Raw genomic sequence first — 19,714 nt, 5'->3', positions numbered from 1 at the left:
GAGCCTGAGGCTCAGGCTCGTTGCCGGGTACATCAGATGTTATAACCATTCGGGTTGTTTTTTTGCCAGTTCCAGGTGTCACGCATCATTTCATCAAGGTTGTAGATGGCCTTCCAGCCCAACTCTTTGTATGCCAGTGACGGGTCAGACCAACATTCGGCAATGTCGCCGGGCCTTCTGTCGACAAACTGATAGCTTATTTTTTTCTGCGCCGCTTTTTCAAACGCCTCAATCAGATTAATCACAGAATAACCGACCCCGGTACCGAGATTAATCACCTTATAGGCAGCGCCTTTATTCTGGCTATCCAGCGCGGCTAAATGGCCGGTCGCCAAATCCATGACGTGGATATAATCACGAACGCCGGTGCCGTCGGGGGTTGGATAGTCATTACCGTAAACCGACACAGTTTTCAGCTTACCAATCGCAACCTGGGAGATGTACGGCACCAGGTTATTGGGGATACCGTTGGGATCCTCACCAATCCGACCCGATGGATGGGCGCCTACCGGGTTGAAATAGCGCAGGCAGGTAATGCGGAAATCGGGCTGCGCGCGGGAGAAATCGGCCAGAATCTGTTCGACCATTAATTTAGAGGTACCGTACGGATTGGTGGTTCCCCCCGTACGCGATTGCTCGCTCAGCGGCACGCTTTCCGGATTACCGTATACCGTAGCTGATGAGCTAAAAATGAATCGATTAACGCCTGCGGCCAGCATCTCATCCAGTAATACCAGCGTTCCAGTGACGTTGTTTTCGTAGTAAGCAAGAGGTTCTTTTATCGACTCGGAAACCGATTTGAGGCCCGCAAAATGAATGACATCGGTGATGTTATGGTTGGCGAAAATGTTTTTTAATGCCTGCCTGTCGAGAACATCAGCGATATAGACAATGGGTTCCCTTCCTGTGAGTCCCGCGACCCTGTCCAGCGAGATTCGGCTGGCGTTTGCCAGATTATCGATGACAACGACATCATCGCCTCTTTCCAGTAGCGTTAAAACAGTATGTGAACCAATATAACCTGCACCACCAGTGACAAGAATAGCCATACAGACTCCAGAAAAATGCTAAAAACCCGAGCGATTTTCCACCAATGCACCCAAGGATCCAGTGGATCAGTTATTTTGCCGGGAAAGGTATACGTTTCTATATTTTATCATACACTTATATGATATTTTTTTAAAGATTGCCAACAGACTGAACTTATTTATTTTTGTATCATAGGCAATATAATTACTTGAGAAGTTTAGCGTGTGAACGCCGTCACTGTGGTTGATCGACGAATTGATTTGTTCGATCAGATTCTCATCAAAATTAGCGTCATTCAGTGTGACTAATTCTTTGATGTAGATAGATTTTCCATACGTTTCAGGTGTGCATTCCTGGGTTAAGAAATACATTTTGTTATCGACAAGATAAGGCGCACCCGCTCCCCGATGATGATGATTGCTCACCTTCAATGCAGGAGTAATTCTCTGCCACTGTCCGTGAAGATGCTCTGCCGAATGAATAATTATTTTATTATCCATGGTGGTCGACATAAGATAGCAGGTCTCATTCATTGAAAGAAAAATGTTATCTGTCACTTCGGTGTCAGAGATTAGAACTTTAATTTTCTTCCAGCGCGTAGGAAACTCTACTGACTGAAACAGTATCACTTCTTTTCTTTCTGATGATTCAGGAATCATGAAGAGCTGATCGTTAATATTAATCAGGAAAGGAAATGACAAATGACACATCAGGTCGTCAAAACCTTCAAGTTTCACGTCATCAATTTCAACCAGTTCACGATCAAGAATACGGCATCGGAGCGTGCCTTTCGAGTTGCGAAAGCTAAAAGCTTCATAAAAAACAAACAGTTTATCATCTTTTTCAATAAGAAAAGGATCGGCCTGAAACGTATATTTCTTTTTTAACTGCTGTGCAGCGGATTTACTTAATATATCCAGTGTATTATTCGGGAATAAGTGTGTACCATGATCCTTAATAATCATGATATCCCACGACTCATGATAGAATAACATATTTATTATTCTTTTTATTTTTGCTTGCATTCGTACCCGCTCCTTTTTATCGCCTGCATCATGTATGAACAGCTATTTGCGGCTCAGTTCATGAGACCTGTCGCAACGTTGTATGAATGTGCGAAAACTGATGTGAGAACACCAGTGGCTATTTTAAAACTAGTCGCAAGCATGTTTTTTGTCTATAGCACAAAAGTAGGTAAAAGCTCTCCAGAGCATCCTTGCTCCAGTGGACGATTTACTCGAAATGCACCTGCGGGTTATCTGCTAGGGAAACGTAGGTTTTGCTGTTTTTATCCAGGGTACGGATTTCACCGCTTTCGATGTCATATACCCAGCCGTGCAGACGAAGCGCATTATTTCGCAGCCCAACCGCGACGCAAGGATGCGTTTTAATATTATTGAGCTGTGCGATAACGTTTTCTTCCACCATGGCGTTAACTTTATCGATTGGGTTATCCCAGGTTTTCTTCTCAACCACGGCTTTCGCGGCATCGGCATAGTGCAACCAGTGAGCCACAGCGGGCATCGGATCCAGAGGCTGGCTATCAGCAATGGCTTTCATCGCGCCGCAGTTGGAGTGTCCGCAGATGACGATATCCGTCACGCCAAGTGCGACAACCGCGTATTCAATCGTAGCAGATACGCCACCGGGTTCCGGTCCAAAAGACGGAACGATATTACCGGCGTTGCGGATAACGAAAAGCTGTCCGGGCTCTTGTTGAGTAACGAGTTCTGGCACCAGGCGGCTATCGGAACAGGAGATGAAAAGCGCTTTGGGATTCTGGCTGGATGCCAGGCTGCGAAAGAGTTCCTTACGTTGAGGGAAAATCTCTTTTTGGAAGTTGAGGAAGCCCTCAATGATATGTTGCATAGCAGTGTCTCTTTTCTCTGTTTAAGCAGGTTATGATGAAGATCACACTTTCCAGTTTAACACCAGCCGACAGAACGGAAAAACTTTATAGCAGTTCTGCAACATCTTTGTATAGTTTTGCCCCACCGTGGCGGGGCAAAGAGTGTGATGCGCGCTACACGTTCTGTCGTTTTTGGTACGCCGCTTTCAGTCGGTTCATCGCTTCTACCAGTACCGAGCGCGGGCACCCAACGTTGAGTCTCATGTGACCCTCTCCGCCGGGGCCATATTGCGCGCCTGGTGACAGACCCAGTTTTGCTTCCTGCACAAAAAATGCGCTTAGCTGTTCATCGCTAAGATTCATTTTTTCCGCGTTCAGAAACAGAAGATACGATGCGCCGCCATACACAATGGAGATTAAGGGACAGTGCTTTTCAATTTCACTTTTAACAAACGCCACATTGTCGGCCAGGTAGGCTAATAATTTTTGGTGCCAGTCGCCACAATGGGTAAAGGCGCTGTAAATGGCCGCCTGCTGTAATGAATGTGTCTCGGCAAGGTAGCAGTTATCCAGGAAACCATAGAACTGATGGCGTAATTCATCATTTTTAATAATGGCAATTCCGCCCTGGATCGCCGCCGTGTTGAAGGTTTTACTGATTGAGGTCAGCACGATTGACTGGCTCCCTGTCGCTTCGTCTAAAGTAAAAAACGGCAGATGGCGCTTGCCTGGCAGGGTTAAATCACTATGCACTTCATCTGAGAGAATAATGACGCCAGCTTGCTGACAATAGTGACTTACTTTTTCCAGCGTTTCCCGCGACCACACCATACCGCCCGGATTATGCGGCGAAGGGAAAAGAAACATTTTGCACTGCTTGAGTTTTTCGCTGAAATCATGCCAGTCAAATTCGTAATGACCATCTTTCTCAATGAGGCGCGTTTGAATCAAATTCCTGCCGCTGGTATTTACCAGATTAGGGTAGGGGTCATATATTGGCGTACAGGTTAAAATATTCTCACCTGGTCGGGTAAACACCATCAGAGAGAGCACGATAGTTTTTATGACGCCGGGAATAAAATGCAACCAGTGTGGCTTTATGTCGATATCATACTGTTGCACATACCAATGAATAACGGACTCTTTCCATTGCGGATAATCCAGGTTGTAGCCTTGTACTGGCTGCGATACCACTGAACGCAGTGTGCTCATGATTGGCTCTGGCGTCACAAAATCCATATCTGCAATCCACAGCGGTAATACATCGGTGGTGCCGTACATCTGTTGTAATTGACCGTATTTACGGCAATTAACATCCCTTATGACAATATCATCAAACAAAGACATTGCTGACTCCTGGACAGTCTCTGAAAAATAGTTTAAGCAACGCAACAGTGAAGAATATTTCTGTATATCTAATTGATATATTAAATTTACCCTGGTGGTAGCCAATATTTAGCTATTTATTAGCCTATGATTTTTGCTCAACCATATGCTCTGTAGCTTCATTTGGTTCATATTTAGCAATACCAATACCGGTGGCCGCCCACAGCAGGGCAAAGATGATGCCGCTGTAGCAGAGGATTGCCCATGGCAAATAATCAAGCGTCGCCACGCCCAGCATCGTGGCGCAATAAACGCCTGAGGCAGACCAGGGGATAATCGGTTCGACAACGGTTCCGGCATCTTCAGTAGTACGTGAGAGGTTCTTTGTCGCAAGCCCTCGTTTTTTATATTCTTCTTTAAAGGCATCGCCGCACAGCAGCAGTGGCAAGGTTCCATTTGCCGTACAGGCACAGATGGTGAACGTCGTCACAATCGTGGTGGCCACCAGGCGGAATGTGGATTTAACGCCTTTCGTGAGCGCGTTTATCACGGTGTGCAAAGAGCCTGTCGCACTCATTGCGCCGGCAAAGCTGAAGGCGCTGAAGACGGTGACGAAGCTGCTAAACATTGAAATGGCGCCGCCTCGTTCCAGTAAGCGCGAAACATCTGATGACAGTGTTGGCAGGTTATCTCCGGTGAGCATCGCGAGCTTAAAACCGCTAACCACGGATTCGCCAACCGATGATGCGGTAAATTGCTGAAAGGCTAATGCCAGAATCATCGAGACTATTGTGGATAAAAAGAGCATCGGGATTGGCGGTCTTTTTGACAATGAGCCATACAAAACGATGATCGGTGGCAACAGTAGCAGAATGTTAAAGTGATAAATCTGGCCGATAGCGTTCATCAAGTTGGTGATATTAGCTGGCGCGCTGGATGAGGCATCAATGCCCATGCCCATATAGCTGTATACGACGCAGCAAATAATAAATCCCGGGCCGGTGGTCCACAGCAGATGGCCGATATGCGAGTACAGGTTTACACCGGCAGCCAGCGCCGCCATGTTGGTTGAGTCAGAAACCGGAGAAAGCTTATCACCAAACCAGCAGCCGGAGACAATAGCGCCAGCAGCAATGGGCAGCGAAACATTCAGACCAATCGCTACGCCAATCATGGCGATCCCGACGGTTCCGATAGATCCCCAGGAGGTGCCGGTACAGACTGAGATCAGCGCTCCCAGCATAAATGCTGAAATATAGAAATACTGCGGGTTAATCCACTTCAGACCATAATAAATCATCATTGGAATAGTGCCTGACACCATCCATGCGCCAATTAAGAAACCGATACTGGCGACGATTAATATGACAGGAAGCGCTTCAGATATTTTATTGCAAATAGATTGTAGAATGTCATCCCATGTGTAGCCGTGAGCGATGGCGATAAACGAGGCGGTTGCGGTTCCCATGAGGATCATGGGTTCAGCTCGAATATTGAAGATAAAATATCCGATGCTAATGCCACCCAGCATGACTATCATGGGTAAAACTGACCAAAAGAAAGACAATGGCTTTCTGTTGTTGGCGGTGCAGCTATTTAATTCCATAATTCCATCCCAATCGATAATGGTTGAACACGTCAAATAAATACCTGCTACAGGTCACCCATAAATGGGTAACATAGTTGCCAGAGTTCATGGCTGAACCCTATTTTATTAACTGCTGCAGATTATCTATTTTGACCTGCTATTCTGACGCTTATATTTTGGTAGTAAGGTAAGAGTGAGTTTGACGAATAAATTACCCCTCGGCATAAGGTGAATGATTTCGGCGCTGTTGGCTCAGTTTGCGATACTGCTGCGGCGGCATGCCGACGTATTTATGAAATGAGCTATAAAAACGGCTGCTGGATCGGAAACCTGCAATTGTAGCGATATCCAGAATTGTTTTATCCGTATCGCTGAGCAAAGCCCGCACATGGTTGATGCGCATTGCGGTAATATACTGTTTCATGGTTAGTTGCATCACGCGATGAAAAATGCCCATCGCATAATTTGGGTTGAGCTTAACGTGTTCGGCAATAGCATCGACCGTAAGCTGTTTGTCGCAGTTTGCGGCAATAAACTCCAGCATCTGGCTGACGTAAAACTGTGAATGCCGTGAAATACTGTTTTTCTGGGTGCGCGATGTTTTGTTACCCAGCACTGGCCGCCAGCCAGCGAGGCTAAATCGCTTGAGCATCAGGGCAATCTCATCAATGGCTAATTGACGAATTTGCTCATTGTCGCTGTTGAGTTCACTCTGCCAACGCTGCACTTCAAAAGCGCTCAGCTGCTGCGAGGCAAGCGACGTGATCACCATCCCATGCGTCACGTGGTTGATCAGTTCCCTGTCCAGCGGCCAGGACAAAAACAGATGCATCGGTAAGTTGAAGATGGCCATCTGTTTACAGTGCCCGGCATCCGTCAACTGATGGGGTGTGCAGGCCCAGAACAGCGTGATAAAGCCCTGTTTGCTTTTCACTACTTCGTCATTGAAAAGGTACTCCACATCGCCATCAAACGGCACATTCACTTCAACCTGACCGTGCCAGTGGCTGTAGGTCATGGCCAGCGGAGCCCGCAGCTCGACGTCCATCCGCTGATACTCTGAGTAGAGCGCCAGCGGACTTCGCGACTTTTTTTCATAGCTGCGACACATATGTGGGTCGAGCGGCAGCTGCGGGGTACTTTTTGCCATTATGGGTGGGTTCCTGAATAGTGAATCTGACCATGGGTAGCGCCAAAGCATGAACATAGCTTAACCGAAAAAAAACGCCGTTTTCTCTCCATTTTCGCGAAGTTATTCCCAAAAACTCAGATCCTGTGCCTGTCGCTTGCCGATCTGAGTTAACGGGAATGGCGGGTTTTAATTTTAAAAACGGTCAATCAAAGCTGCTCACTTTGCAAAACGACAGCGTTTTTCTGCCAATAAATCGGATTCATAGCGATAGCCAATATTCACGCAATACCATACATTTTGTATGTATCCATATCTTAAGGAATCATCATGTCCAGGCTCCGTACTTTAGCAACGGCTTTAGTTGCCGTTGCCGCGATGTCGATGTGCGCTATCCCCGTTTCGGCTAACCCCGGTAATGGCAACGGAAATGGTAATAGCGGCAACCATGGTAATAGTGGGAATAAGGGTAATAGCAGTCATAGCCAGAAAGGAAACCCAGGCCCAAAAAACAACTCGCAAGCGGAACAGCGTAAAGCTTATGGCAAGCCGGACCATGTTGATAGTGATATTAGCTATAACGTGGCCAGGCAGTATGCCGTCAGATATGGTTTGACGGGATATAAGTCACTGCCTCCGGGCATCGCCAAAAATCTGGCGCGAGGAAAACCACTTCCTCCGGGGATCGCTAAGAAAAGTGTCCCATCCTCGATGCTGAATCAACTGCCGTATTACCCGGGTTATGAATGGCAGGTTGTTGGCGACAATCTGGTGTTGATTGCACTGAGCACGGCAATTGTCACCGCTGTTATCAATGGTGTGTTTGATTAAGTATTCCTGTACTTAATTTGCTCTGTTATACCCACCACAAGCCCGCGCTACGCGGGCTTAATTGTTAAAAAAGTGGGGCTCACAAACCATACAGTTTTATTTTTCGATAGAGCGTGGCAATACTGACTCCCAGTTCTGATGCAGCCTGTTTTTTGCCCTCCACGCTTGAACCAAATCGCTGGATGGCATTTTCGATGGCGTCCCTTTCCGCTCGTTTTCCTTGGATCGCCAGCTGTCGGGGTTGTGCGGTCATCGTGGTTTTCCTGCTGTCAGCCGGGGAGAGTAAATAAGGGGGCAGATGGCTGGCGTTGATCCCAGCGGCTTCTCCGCGCATCACAAAAATGTATTCGATGACGTTGCGTAATTCGCGAATGTTCCCCGGCCAGTGCCAGGCATAAAGGCGATTAATAACGTCATCGGGCAGTTTTTGCGGTGCACGCTGGTAACTGACCGAAAACTCATCGGCAAAGTATTGTGCAAGGACGGCGATATCAGCCCTGCGTTCACGCAGGGAAGGAAGCACCAGAGGGACGACATTCAGGCGATAGAAAAGGTCTTCGCGAAACTGATTATTCTCGACCATCGCGCTAATATTTTTGTTGGTCGCGGCAATAATGCGCACATCAATATTAATGATGTTATTAGAACCCACGCGGGTGATCGCTTTTTCCTGCAACACCCTGAGCAGCTTGGCCTGCAGGTGCAGCGGCATATCACCGATCTCATCCAGAAACAGGCTGCCGCCGTTGGCCAGTTCAAATTTCCCCATTCGTCCTTTGGGATCTGCACCGCTAAATGCACCGCGTACATAGCCAAACAGTTCGCTTTCCAGTAGTTGCTCAGGGATTGCCGCGCAGTTGATTGTCACGAAAGGGGCGGCTTTACGGGGGCTGTTTTGGTGAATGGCAAATGCCACGACCTCTTTACCCGAGCCGCTTTCCCCGGTGATGAGCACGCTGGCGTAGCTGTTGGCAATTTTGCTAATGGTGCTTCTGAGCTGCTCCATTGAGGAAGAGTGGCCAATCAGCCGCACCTGCGTGTCAGACTCATAAGGGGATGGAGTAAGGTTACTCAGGTAGTCGTGCGCATCACGAAAGATGACCATCGTTAAGCGATCGTTATCCAGCGAGGAGAGCGAAATTTGTTTGCACAGTACATGGTGTTTCTGGCCTTCAAGCGTCAGCCATGCTTCTTCATCGCCATACAAACTGTCCCCGGTTGTTTCAATGGTCAGCGGTAATCCCTGAACTTCGCGGTTGAGAATGCGATCGGCTGAATGATTGGCATGCCAGATAAGACCATTGCCATCAATTGCTACAACGCCGCGGTCCATGGCATCGATCAGACGCCGAAATGCGCCGAGGGTTTCCTGCGCGCGTAAACGCTCCAGACATTCAAAGACCTTACTGGAGATCATCACCGCGATTTGCTCAATAAAAGTGACAAATTTATCAATCTGGCTCAATAACGCGTCACGCTGCGCCTGGGTTGAGCAAATAATTCCGATCACGCCAATCACACGATTGTTGAGAAAAATTGGTGCGTTCAAATCCAGCATTTCAGAACAGTAGTGGTGTTTTTCACATAACTGACACAGCGGATGTTCGCCGGGGTTTTTGATAAGAACCGTTTCTCGGACCTGCAAAACGTGGTGGTAGATGTAGCCATTTTTTGCCACGTTTTCATTGAGCATATGTCGGTATTTACCGGTGCCAGCGATGCGCATTAAGGATTCATCGATGATTTCAACATCCGTTCCGGTTATGCCAGAAATAGCGTCGGCATAATTGCAGATATCATCCTGAATATTGCTGAGTACTGAAATCATGGTACTTCTCCGGCAGCGAGTGGCGTTTCTCAAGGGAGATGATAAATATGCGAAGCAATGCAAAAATGATTTGCGAAAAATCAATCTACCACTCTGTTTTTGGATGTTTTTTTTATTTTATCTTCCGCGATCACACTATTTATCAATTGTGAGAATTTATCAAACGAGGCGATAAACTAACGCTGTGGTATTTTTCAGTACCCATCTTGATCTCTTTTTAATTGGTTGAAAATAAAGCCTTTATTAAAATATTTATAAAGTTTTACTCGATTAATAAAAAACTGGTAAGCATTTTGCTCTATTGGCAATACCGATAGCGTAAATATCTCTGTATACGTCTATTACAGGGAGTGAAATACCAGAACAATGAGGTTTTATGATGCAGGAAAACTTATCATTTTTTATCAACCAGACACCGTTTACCGAACATCCAAACGCGCCGCTGGCACCGTTTAGTCGCCAGGAACTGGTAAAAGCGTTGAATTTTCATCGGTCTATTCCGGGTTATGCGCCGACGCCGTTATATACGCTGCCGGCTCTTGCACAAAAGCTGGGTGTTAAAAATATCTATCTCAAGGATGAGTCTCAGCGTTTTGGCCTGAAAGCCTTCAAAGCGTTGGGCGGCTCCTATGCGATGGCGTGCCATATCGCGGAATTAATCGGCAAGGATATCAGTGAACTGCCGTTTGACGTGATGACCAGCGAAGAGGTACGCCGCGATCTCCAAACCGTCACGTTTGCCACCACCACCGATGGCAACCACGGTCGCGGTGTGGCGTGGATGGCGCGCCAACTGAAGCAAAACGCCGTGGTTTATATGCCGAAGGGCTCTTCGCAGCAGCGTTTGACCTCCATCCGTAATGAAGGCGCTACCGCTGAAATCGTCGACATGAACTATGACGATGCGGTTCGCATGACCGCGGAACAGGCACAAAAGCATGGCTGGATTGTGGTGCAAGATACCGCCTGGGAAGGGTATGAAAAAATCCCGCAGTGGATTATGCAGGGCTACGGCACGCTGATGCTGGAGGCGATAGACCAGCTGCATCAGGTTGCGCCGACGCATATTTTTGTTCAGGCAGGCGTTGGCTCGTTTGCCGGAATGGTGCAGGGAATGGTGGCGGCAGCCTGGGGGGCACACCGCCCGAAAGTGATCGTCGCTGAAGCGTTAATTGCCGATTGTCTTTACCGCTCTGCCCGTTCTAAAGAGGGGGATGCAATTGCGGTGGGCGGCGATTTGCAAACCGTGATGGCTGGTCTCGCCTGCGGTGAGGCGAACAGCATCGGCTGGAAACTGCTACGTGATTATGCCAACGCATTTGCCTCTTGCCCTGATGAAGTCGCAGCGCTGGGCATGCGCATGCTGGGTAATCCGTTGGCGGGCGATCCGCAGATCGTATCTGGTGAGTCCGGCGCGGTCACTTCCGGTCTGCTGGCGCTGCTGATGACCTCACCTGAACTGGCGCAAATGCGTGAACAACTGGGGCTGGATGCGCATTCCCGCGTGCTGTTGGTCAGTACCGAAGGCGACACCGACCCGCAACAATATCTGGATATTGTCTGGGGCGGTCAGTACCCGGGCATCAAATAACACATTTCCTGATTGAGAGAAATAACGGAGAAACCCATGTTATCTGCAAAACGTATTGATGAAGTCATTAAAAACTGTCAGGCGCTGATCCAACAAAAAAGTTATTCCGGTCAGGAAGGGGAAGTGGTTAATGCCATAAAAAAAATGATGCAGCATTACCAGTTCGATGACATCCACGTTGATAAGTACGGCAACATTGTGGGCGGCATTGTCGGCAATCAGCCGGGGAAAACGCTGGTTCTCGATGGACATATCGATACCGTGCCGGTCAACGAAGAGAAGTGGAGCCGCAACCCGTACGGCGGCGATATCGACGATGGCAAAATTTATGGTCGCGGTACAACCGATATGAAAGGTGCCGTGGCGGCGATGATTTCCGCCGTGGGTTTTTTCGGCCAGGACAATCAGCGTAATTTTGCCGGCAAAATCTACGTTGCCTGCATCGTGCATGAGGAGTGCTTTGAAGGTATTGCTGCCCGGCTGGTCAGCGAGCGCTATAAGCCGGACTACGTGATCATCGGTGAAGCTTCCGAGTTAAACCTGAAAATTGGTCAGCGTGGCCGCGCTGAAATTGTGGTCGAAACGTTTGGTAAACCCGCGCACTCCGCCAACCCGCAGGCAGGCATTAACGCGGTGTACAAAATGGCGCAATTGATCGACAAAATTCGCACAATCACTCCGCCCACGCACCCGGTACTGGGGCCTGGCATTCTGGAGCTTACCGACATTAAATCTTCGCCATACCCGGGAGCTTCGGTAGTGCCGGATTATTGTCGCGCAACCTACGATCGTCGTTTGCTGGTGGGTGAAACCAAAGAAAGTGTTATTGCCCCACTGGAAAATGCGCTTGCGGAACTTACCGCACAGGATCCGCAGTTTAAGGCCCGTGTCTCCTACGCGGTAGGTCAGGAGTCTTGCTATACCGGTGCCACGATTGAGGGCGAGCGCTTCTTCCCGGGCTGGGTGTATGACGAGTCTGACGAATTCGTGCAGGCCGCTCTGGCTGGCGTTCGCGAGGCCGGGTTTAATCCAACCATCACACAGTACTCATTTTGCACCAACGGCAGCCACTATGCGGGCGAAGCGGGAATTAAAACTATCGGCTTCGGACCTTCACGTGAAAACCTGGCCCACACCATCGATGAATATATCGAGATTGATCAGTTAACCGGCTCGGCCAGCGGCTATTACAGCATCATTCAGACACTCTATCGCCAATAAAAAGAAAGATAACAACCTCTTACCTTACAAGTGGTGTCGTGAAGCGACACCGCTATGGAGAATAACGATGAAAACCATTTTCAAAAACGGAAATGTAATCGATGGGACGGGCAGTGAAGGCAGAATTGCCGATGTGATGGTTGACGAAGGACGCATTGTCGCAATCGGACAAATTGACGTTGGCGTTAATGAGCAGGTTATTGACGCAACGGGAAAAATTATTTGTCCTGGTTTTATTGATACCCATACGCACTCTGACCTGTCGGCCATTATTAACCCCGCGCTGTCGGCAAAAATTCGTCAGGGTATTACCACCGAGCTGTTAGGGCAGGATGGTGTCGCCCTGGCGCCGTTACCTGAAGAATATATTCCGGCCTGGCGTAAAAATATCGCCGGACTGGATGGCGATACCGACAAAATAGACTGGAAATATAAAAACACAGACGGCTACCTCAATCTGCTGGCATCGCGTCATCCGGCGACAAACCTCGCGTATTTAGTTCCGCATGGCAACGTACGCATGGAAGCCATGGGCCTGGATGGGCGCCCCTCTACTCGTGAGGATGTGGCGAAGATGTGCGAAATCCTTGAGCGGGAGTTACAAGCGGGGGCGTTTGGTCTTTCCACTGGGCTCATCTACATGCCTTGCGCCTTTGGCGATACCGCCGAAATGATTGAACTGTGCAAAGTGACGGCGAAATATGACGGGATCTTTGTGGTGCATCAGCGCAGTGAAGCGGACGATATTATCAACTCAACGCAGGAACTGATTGATATCGCCACCGCCACCGGTGTCTGGCTGCATATTTCACATATGAAGGTTTGCGGTAAGAAAAACTGGGGGCTGATTGACCAGATGCTGGGCATGTTGGAACAGGCGCAGGAAGAGGGGATTCGTATCTCTTTCGACCAGTATCCGTATGTGGCGGGCAGCACGATGCTCGGTGTGATCCTGCCGCCGTGGGTCCACTCCGGTGGCACTGACAAATTACTTGAGCGGCTGGCCTCGCCTGAACTGCGCGCCAAAATGATCGACGATATTCAGCAGGGCATTCCTGGCTGGGATAACTTTATCGATTTTGCCGGGCTGGACCAGATTTTTGTCACCAGCGTGAAAACGACAAAAAACCAGGATGCCGTCGGTCTGAACCTCGTTCAGTTGGGCGAGCTACGCGGAAAAGATCCGTACAACGCCACCTTCGATCTGCTGTTTGAAGAAGAAAACGCCGTAGGGATGGTCGACTTTTACGGTACTGAAGAGCATGTGATTAAGTTCCTTTGCCGTCCTGAGCAAAATGTCTGTACCGACGGTTTAATGGGGGCTGGCAAACCGCATCCGCGCGTGTTTGGCGCATTCCCTCGTGTGCTCGGTAAATATGTGCGTGAAGAGGGATGTCTGAGCTGGGAAGCGGCAATCCGTAAGATGACTGGCAAACCCGCTGAGGTATTAGGCCTGCAGGATCGTGGGCTGCTGAAAGTGGGTTATGCGGCGGATATTGTGATGTTCGATCCGAACACCATTGCCGATAAGGGCACTTTTGTTGAACCCAATCAATATCCGGAAGGGATTGAAATTGTCATGGTTAATGGGCGCATTGCCTTAATCAATGGCACTGAAAGTTATGCCTGTAGCGGTACGGTTATTAGAAAACAATATTAATAAATAACGCTAAACACGCATTGATTTATCGCGACCATTTATGGCCGCGGTAGATCACTACACCCTAAGGACATCACAATGAACCTACAAACGTCTTTACCTTCAGGTAAACCAAAGACCTGGAAAGCAAGGTATACCGTCCTGACATTGATCTGGCTGGCGTGGCTGCTCTCTTTTCTCGACAGAATGGTGATGAGCGTTTCGCTCCCTTATATCGGCAAAGATTTAAATCTGGATACGACCCAACAAGGGTTAATTATTAGCGCTTTTTTTATTGGTTATGCCGCGTTTCAAATTCCCGGCGGTTTACTGGCGGATAAGTTTGGTTCGCGCAAAATCATGGCCATCGGTATTGCCTGGTGGTCTGTTTTCACCAGCTTAACCGGTGCCGTGTTGACGCTGCCGCTAATGCTGGCCGTTCGCTTCTTCTTTGGTGTTGGTGAAGGTTGTTTCCCGTCGGCTTCCTGGAAGATGATATCAACCTATTTCCCGTCGAAAGAACGTGGCCGCGCCACGGCGATTCAGTCAACGGTAAACACCTTAGGCCCGGCGCTGGCGGTAGTGGTAGCCGCAAGCATAATCGGGGCCTTTGGCTGGCACATGGTCTTTATCGTGCTAGGTATTCCGGGTCTGTTTATCGCGGCGGGGATCTACTTTTTTACCCGTGACAATCCGAAAGATCACCCCGCAATTACGCAGCAGGATCTGGCGGAACTGGCTGCTGACGAGCAGGGAAGCCTGCAAAACACCAGCGGCATCGCGTTTAAAGACGTCCTCAAAATGCCGGTGCTCTGGCAAATGGCAAGTATCTGGTTTTTGTTTGATATCACCTTCTGGGGCTTTTCAACCTGGCTGCCAAGCTACCTGATCACCGTTCGTGAGTTTTCTCTGGCAAAAACCGGCGTCATGGCGGCCATTCCCTTCCTGTTTGGCGCAGGCGGAACGTTGTTAGGCGGCTATTGCTCAGATAAATTTAAACCCCAGCGTAAAACGTTGTATGTCGTGACCTCCGTTATTGCCGCGGGTTTCCTGTACCTGACCTTCAGCGTGAGCAGTGCAGATATGGCGGTGGTTTATCAGTGTATTTCAGCCCTGTTCATGTTCTTCGCCATGGCGACATTTTGGGGCATTCTGATGGACACCATTCCCAGCAACATCATGGGGCGGGCATCCGGGATCGTTAACTTTGGCGGTCAGATGGCGGGAGTTGTTTCTGCACCTATCATCGGCTGGCTGATCCAAAGCAGTGGTGGAAGTTATAACAGCGCCTTTATCTTTATGATTGCCGCGCTGTTGTGTTCTGCCGTCGTTACGCTGACCGTGAAAAGCTCCCATGCTATTGGGGCGTTGCCCAGTAAAGCCTGATTCATGACTGACTCCTGTGGCTCTGTTGTTTCCTGAGCCACAGGGCGTTTTACTATCAAATCAGCAGGTTTATTATCTTTTTCTCCAGATTTGACCTGGTATAAAAATGATTCTTAGATAGCTATTCTGCATATACACCTTTGCCGTTGTGATGAAAACTCCCCCTGGTTATATGACCCCGGCCATTAAGAATGAATCATAATAAATGAGGGATTTATCCTACGCATGTAGGAATATTCCTTTTGGTTGTGTTAATGGTTTGATATTTAGATAGGCTCAAGGTTTAAAATTTGTAAAATGCAGTGTTGCATTTATGCCTTATTCTTCGTTTTTATAAAAAACTAATAAATATACGTGTGAATGTGTTAGGATTTACCTGATAACGCCTTATTTTTATAAATTATAATGCTTAAGGCTCACCTGCTCGATAGCCATCGCCTCTCTTTATTTATCGGGATTCTTATACGCAATGAACGCGATAATCGTTGATGATCACCCATTAGCTCGCATAGCCATCCGCAACTTACTCGATACTAATGGTATTACCGTAACCACCGAGCTCGACAGCGGAGAGCATGTGGTCCAAACCGTTGAGAAAACTAAGCCGGAGTTACTGATTATTGATGTGGATATTCCGGGCATCAGCGGCATCGAAGTGCTGGAGCAACTGCGAAAGCGGCACTATGCTGGTGTAATCATTATCATTTCAGCCAAAAATGAATTTTTTTACGGCAAACGTAGCGCCGAATACGGTGCCAACGGATTTGTGAGTAAAAAAGAGGGTATGAATAATATTCTTGCCGCAATCGAAGCTGCAAAAAATGGGTATAGCTATTTTCCCTTTTCCCTTGAGCATTTTACTGGCTCATCTGTCAGCGAACAGGATAAGCTTGATACGTTGTCGACCCAGGAAATGAGAGTGTTGCGTTATATTCTTAACGGTATGGATTACAGTACTATTGCCAGCAAAATGAACATCAGTAATAAAACGGTAAGCACCTATAAAAGCCGTTTGATGGAGAAATTAGATTGCTCGTCATTAATGGAAATTTATGATTATGCGCAAAGAAATAAAATAGGATAGAGTAATGCTGGAACGCTTGTTTATTTTTTTGATGGTCATATTTACCATCGGGTTTTCTACGGGTGTAAGCTCAGCCCGGCAAGTTGAGCTAAAAAGTAACTATAATACCTCAGTACAACATATCGGCCTGAACAGTGAAGAAACAAACTGGTTAGCGCATAAAAAAACCTTGGTTGTTGGCACCTGGTTACCGGAAGTCTCCCCCATTGTTTATCAAAATAGCGGTGAATATTATCGGGGCGTCAACGCGGATTATCTTGCGCTAATGCAAAAGAATCTCAATATAAAAATTGTTATAAAGCAGTATGATAATGAGCAAGAAGCGCTGACCGCACTTGCCAGTAACGATGTAGATACATTGATAACTCAGCTGTCCCGGCGACAAGATGTTGGCGGCCATTTATTGCGCACTTCGGCATTGCTGACGACGTGGCCGACGCTTGTGACCTCGCTAAAAAACACCATGCTGCCGCTGACCTCGGAGCATCCGGTTAGCGTCGCGTGTGTGCGAGATTGTCCTTTTCTTGATGTTATCCAGGATGCTTTTCCTGAAGCTAAAGTCTCATTTTACGACGACGAGTATCAGGCCATGGCATCGGTAGTGAACGGTGATAACCAATATTATATTGGGAACAACATCACCAGCAGTCATTGTGTATCCCGATATTTTTCGCAATCACTGGTTATTACGCACTACTTTGATAAACAAGAGCAATATAATTATTTTGTGGTGAAGGACGACCAGCCGGTATTAAGAAATATTCTTGATGGTTTCATTACGTCAATCAGTAATGAAATTCATATGCAGGTCATGCAGAACTGGCTGAACCGCGGTAACCTTGCTTTTCTGAATGCGCCTATTCCTTTTACCGATCAGGAAAAAGCGTGGCTGAAGAAGAAACATACTATTCGCATTCTTATCAATCCAGATTATCCGCCTTACACGCTTGTCGATCGCAGCGGTGAGTTACGTGGAATTCTTGGCGATTTGCTGAATATTATTCATCTGCAAACGGGGATTGATTTTGAGCCGGTTTTGGCCAACACCAAAAGTGAACAGACCAAACAAATAAGCGGCGAACGATGGGATATGTATCCCACTATCACCCTGACAAATCAAAATCAGCACAATTCGACCTTTAGCGATCCGCTGATGAATGTGGCATTTGTGATTATCACTTCCCGCGATGAAACGGCCGATTCGTTACTGAATACACCGATCCGTATTGCGTTGCCCGCCGGGCATGTTTTGGAAAGTGATCTGAAACAACGCTACCCGCAGGCCACCTGGGTGGATGCTGATACTGGCAGCGTCGCGATGACTATGCTCAGGGATGGCAAGGTTGACGCGGCAATTGCTACCGAATTGTCGGCAAGGTTCATGGTCGATCATGACTACCAGAAAAACATGCACTTTTTTAGGCTACCGGATATGCCTGGCGCGTCGGTGAGCTTTGCGGTTTCTCCCCACGAGCCCATGTTGAAGTCAGTAATGGATAAAGCGCTGCAGGCGATACCGCCGCGTGAGATTTTGCAGATGACGGAGAAGTGGTCGAAAATTTCTAATACGCAGGTCGATCTCTGGAGTCGGTATAGCAAACAGTTCTATCAACTGGTGGTGTTTGCGCTGTTGCTGATAGCAATTAGCCTGATCTGGGGGATCTCACTCTCCCGTGAGGTAAATAAAAGAAAACAATCGCAGCGGCAGCTGGAAGAGCAGCTTCATCTCAAAGAGGCATTATCTCAAGAACTGGAAACCGAAAAAAATAAAGCGATTGAAGCAACCAAGGCCAAAAGTCGATTTCTTGCGAGCATGAGCCATGAATTACGTACCCCTGTCAGCTCGATTGTGGGCTTTCTGGAATTACTGTCGAGCTCAGACCTCAGCCCGGCACAACGAAAAGAGGCGATTGCTCTTACCGCAGCGACAGCCCAGTCATTGCTTGGGCTGATCGGTAAGATTCTGGACGTTGATAAGATTGAGTCTGGTAAATATCAGGTTGTTCCTCAATGGACGGATCTCTCGCAGCTCATTGAATTGCAGTGTCACTCTTTTGATGCCTTAGCCAGACAGAAAGGCGTTACGCTTGCTTGCGTAAGCCAGTTGCCGGCAAACGAGCGGGTGTTTGTCGATCAACAAGCTTTGCGGCAAATTCTCACCAACCTGGTGGGCAATGCGCTCAAGTTTACCGAGCAGGGTAGCATTCATGTGACAGCCCGTTTAACACCTGACGGGGAGAATCACGGTATCCTGACCATCGCCATTAGCGATACCGGTTGCGGGATTAGCGAAGAGGAGCAGGCCGGGCTGTTTCGTCGCTACGCTCAGGGGCGCTGTGGGCGTCAACAAACGGGGTCTGGTCTGGGATTATTTATCTGCAAAGAGCTGGTGACGCTGATGGGCGGTACGCTGGAGCTGATGAGCGTTCCGGCGCAAGGAACCACGTTTACCATAACGCTGCCGGTTGAGACAGCCCGCCAGTCAGTTGTACCGGATAGCAACACGCCGGGGGCGCTGTTGCCGCTGCCGTGTCTGTCTATTTTGATAGCAGATGACAACCCGACCAATCGCCTGCTGCTTAAGCGACAGTTGAACGCCATTGGTTACAGCGTGGATGAAGCGTGTGATGGTGAGGAAGCCGAAGCCAAACTGGCTAAAAAATCATACGACCTGTTGATAACCGATGTGAATATGCCGAAGAAGGACGGGTTTGATCTTGCGGCTTCGTTACGTCGTCAGCAGCCTCATTTACAAATATGGGGACTGACGGCCAGCGCGCTCCCACAGTCACGTGACAGGTGTCTGCAAAACGGCATGAATTTGTGTCTGTTTAAGCCCGTGTCGATTCAGACACTGACGCATGAATTAAGCAAAATCGAAACCGGTTATTCGTCTCCTTGTGCAATCCGGCATCTGAAATTCAATGTCTTGACGGAAAATACCGGCGGCGATCGCGCATTAATGAACGAGATACTCGAAACATTCCGCGAGGCAACGTTTAGCGATTTACAGGCGGCCGAGAAAGCCGTTGAGCAAGACGAACCCCAGCTGTTTTTGCGAGCCCTTCACCGGTTGCATGGTTCGGCGCAAATTCTGGGCATTACTGCTCTTCAGACGCTATGCGAACCTTTTGAATCGATGCGACATGACGATCTTCCTCTGGCAGTACGCCAGGAAGCATTACAGAAGATTGTTGCCGTCATGCGGGAAAT

General features: G+C 48.2%; 14 protein-coding genes. 7 read left to right on the top strand and 7 right to left on the bottom strand.

Annotated elements, in window-relative coordinates:
* Positions 1-32: 32 nt before the first annotated feature.
* The 6 genes from galE to melR form a co-directional block, all read right to left on the bottom strand.
* Positions 33-1,049 (bottom strand): UDP-glucose 4-epimerase GalE, encoded by a 1,017-nt coding sequence (gene galE, locus FDW87_RS19340; protein WP_137380080.1) that lies wholly within the window; start codon positions 1,047-1,049, stop codon positions 33-35.
* A gap of 66 nt (positions 1,050-1,115) precedes the next feature.
* Positions 1,116-2,054 carry a hypothetical protein gene (locus FDW87_RS19335; protein WP_016154108.1) on the bottom strand — a complete coding sequence of 313 codons (939 nt, stop codon included), beginning with the start codon at positions 2,052-2,054 and terminating at the stop codon, positions 1,116-1,118.
* Between the two features lie 208 nt (positions 2,055-2,262).
* Positions 2,263-2,898: a carbonic anhydrase gene (locus FDW87_RS19330; RefSeq protein WP_016154107.1), complete on the bottom strand. Its 636-nt coding sequence runs from the start codon at positions 2,896-2,898 to the stop codon at positions 2,263-2,265.
* Between the two features lie 154 nt (positions 2,899-3,052).
* Complete coding sequence (locus FDW87_RS19325) at positions 3,053-4,225, bottom strand: MalY/PatB family protein (protein ID WP_137380079.1); 1,173 nt, start codon at positions 4,223-4,225, stop codon at positions 3,053-3,055.
* Between the two features lie 124 nt (positions 4,226-4,349).
* Entirely contained in the window at positions 4,350-5,810 is a 1,461-nt protein-coding gene (nhaC, locus tag FDW87_RS19320; RefSeq protein ID WP_016154105.1) for a Na+/H+ antiporter NhaC, read from the bottom strand.
* 193 nt (positions 5,811-6,003) lie between these two features.
* Positions 6,004-6,942 (bottom strand): transcriptional regulator MelR, encoded by a 939-nt coding sequence (gene melR, locus FDW87_RS19315; RefSeq protein WP_016154104.1) that lies wholly within the window; start codon positions 6,940-6,942, stop codon positions 6,004-6,006.
* A 309-nt stretch (positions 6,943-7,251) separates the two neighbouring features.
* Between melR and FDW87_RS19310 the strand changes: the two genes are divergently transcribed.
* Positions 7,252-7,752, top strand: coding sequence for an anti-virulence regulator CigR family protein (locus FDW87_RS19310; protein ID WP_137380078.1), 501 nt, complete (start codon positions 7,252-7,254; stop codon positions 7,750-7,752).
* 79 nt (positions 7,753-7,831) lie between these two features.
* Here the strand turns inward: FDW87_RS19310 and FDW87_RS19305 are convergent, their stop codons facing one another.
* On the bottom strand, positions 7,832-9,580 hold the full coding sequence (locus tag FDW87_RS19305) for a sigma-54-dependent Fis family transcriptional regulator (protein WP_016157261.1): 1,749 nt from the start codon (positions 9,578-9,580) through the stop codon (positions 7,832-7,834).
* 379 nt (positions 9,581-9,959) lie between these two features.
* On the opposite strand from FDW87_RS19305, the gene dpaL reads away from it, so the two are divergent.
* The 6 genes from dpaL to FDW87_RS19275 all read left to right on the top strand — a co-directional run.
* Entirely contained in the window at positions 9,960-11,171 is a 1,212-nt protein-coding gene (gene dpaL / locus FDW87_RS19300) for a diaminopropionate ammonia-lyase (RefSeq protein WP_047418219.1), read from the top strand.
* A 36-nt stretch (positions 11,172-11,207) separates the two neighbouring features.
* On the top strand, positions 11,208-12,392 hold the full coding sequence (locus FDW87_RS19295) for a YgeY family selenium metabolism-linked hydrolase (protein ID WP_047499508.1): 1,185 nt from the start codon (positions 11,208-11,210) through the stop codon (positions 12,390-12,392).
* Positions 12,393-12,459: 67 nt separating this feature from the next.
* Positions 12,460-14,052: an amidohydrolase family protein gene (locus tag FDW87_RS19290; protein WP_016157258.1), complete on the top strand. Its 1,593-nt coding sequence runs from the start codon at positions 12,460-12,462 to the stop codon at positions 14,050-14,052.
* 78 nt (positions 14,053-14,130) lie between these two features.
* Positions 14,131-15,417 carry an MFS transporter gene (locus FDW87_RS19285; RefSeq protein ID WP_016157257.1) on the top strand — a complete coding sequence of 429 codons (1,287 nt, stop codon included), beginning with the start codon at positions 14,131-14,133 and terminating at the stop codon, positions 15,415-15,417.
* Between the two features lie 469 nt (positions 15,418-15,886).
* Positions 15,887-16,501, top strand: a complete 615-nt coding sequence (gene evgA, locus FDW87_RS19280) for an acid-sensing system DNA-binding response regulator EvgA (protein WP_016157256.1) — start codon at positions 15,887-15,889, stop codon at positions 16,499-16,501.
* Positions 16,502-16,505: 4 nt separating this feature from the next.
* Positions 16,506-19,714: ATP-binding protein (locus FDW87_RS19275; RefSeq protein WP_137380092.1), on the top strand; the 3,209-nt coding region annotated here is incomplete at its 3' end.

Source organism: Citrobacter sp. wls826, assembly GCF_005281245.1.
GTDB lineage: Bacteria > Pseudomonadota > Gammaproteobacteria > Enterobacterales > Enterobacteriaceae > Citrobacter > Citrobacter braakii.
Note: the sequence above shows the minus strand (reverse complement) of the source record. Positions and strands in the feature narration are given on the sequence as shown.

Bases quoted from the DNA above. Each gene is read 5' to 3' on its own strand.
- FDW87_RS19325 (WP_137380079.1), bottom strand. From the start codon at position 4,225: ATGTCTTTGTTTGATGATATTGTCATAAGGGATGTTAATTGCCGTAAA.
- dpaL (WP_047418219.1), top strand. From the start codon at position 9,960: ATGCAGGAAAACTTATCATTTTTTATCAACCAGACACCGTTTACCGAA.
- FDW87_RS19295 (WP_047499508.1), top strand. From the start codon at position 11,208: ATGTTATCTGCAAAACGTATTGATGAAGTCATTAAAAACTGTCAGGCG.
- FDW87_RS19335 (WP_016154108.1), bottom strand. From the start codon at position 2,054: ATGCAAGCAAAAATAAAAAGAATAATAAATATGTTATTCTATCATGAG.
- FDW87_RS19305 (WP_016157261.1), bottom strand. From the start codon at position 9,580: ATGATTTCAGTACTCAGCAATATTCAGGATGATATCTGCAATTATGCC.
- FDW87_RS19310 (WP_137380078.1), top strand. From the start codon at position 7,252: ATGTCCAGGCTCCGTACTTTAGCAACGGCTTTAGTTGCCGTTGCCGCG.
- galE (WP_137380080.1), bottom strand. From the start codon at position 1,049: ATGGCTATTCTTGTCACTGGTGGTGCAGGTTATATTGGTTCACATACT.
- FDW87_RS19285 (WP_016157257.1), top strand. From the start codon at position 14,131: ATGAACCTACAAACGTCTTTACCTTCAGGTAAACCAAAGACCTGGAAA.
- FDW87_RS19290 (WP_016157258.1), top strand. From the start codon at position 12,460: ATGAAAACCATTTTCAAAAACGGAAATGTAATCGATGGGACGGGCAGT.
- FDW87_RS19330 (WP_016154107.1), bottom strand. From the start codon at position 2,898: ATGCAACATATCATTGAGGGCTTCCTCAACTTCCAAAAAGAGATTTTC.
- evgA (WP_016157256.1), top strand. From the start codon at position 15,887: ATGAACGCGATAATCGTTGATGATCACCCATTAGCTCGCATAGCCATC.
- nhaC (WP_016154105.1), bottom strand. From the start codon at position 5,810: ATGGAATTAAATAGCTGCACCGCCAACAACAGAAAGCCATTGTCTTTC.
- melR (WP_016154104.1), bottom strand. From the start codon at position 6,942: ATGGCAAAAAGTACCCCGCAGCTGCCGCTCGACCCACATATGTGTCGC.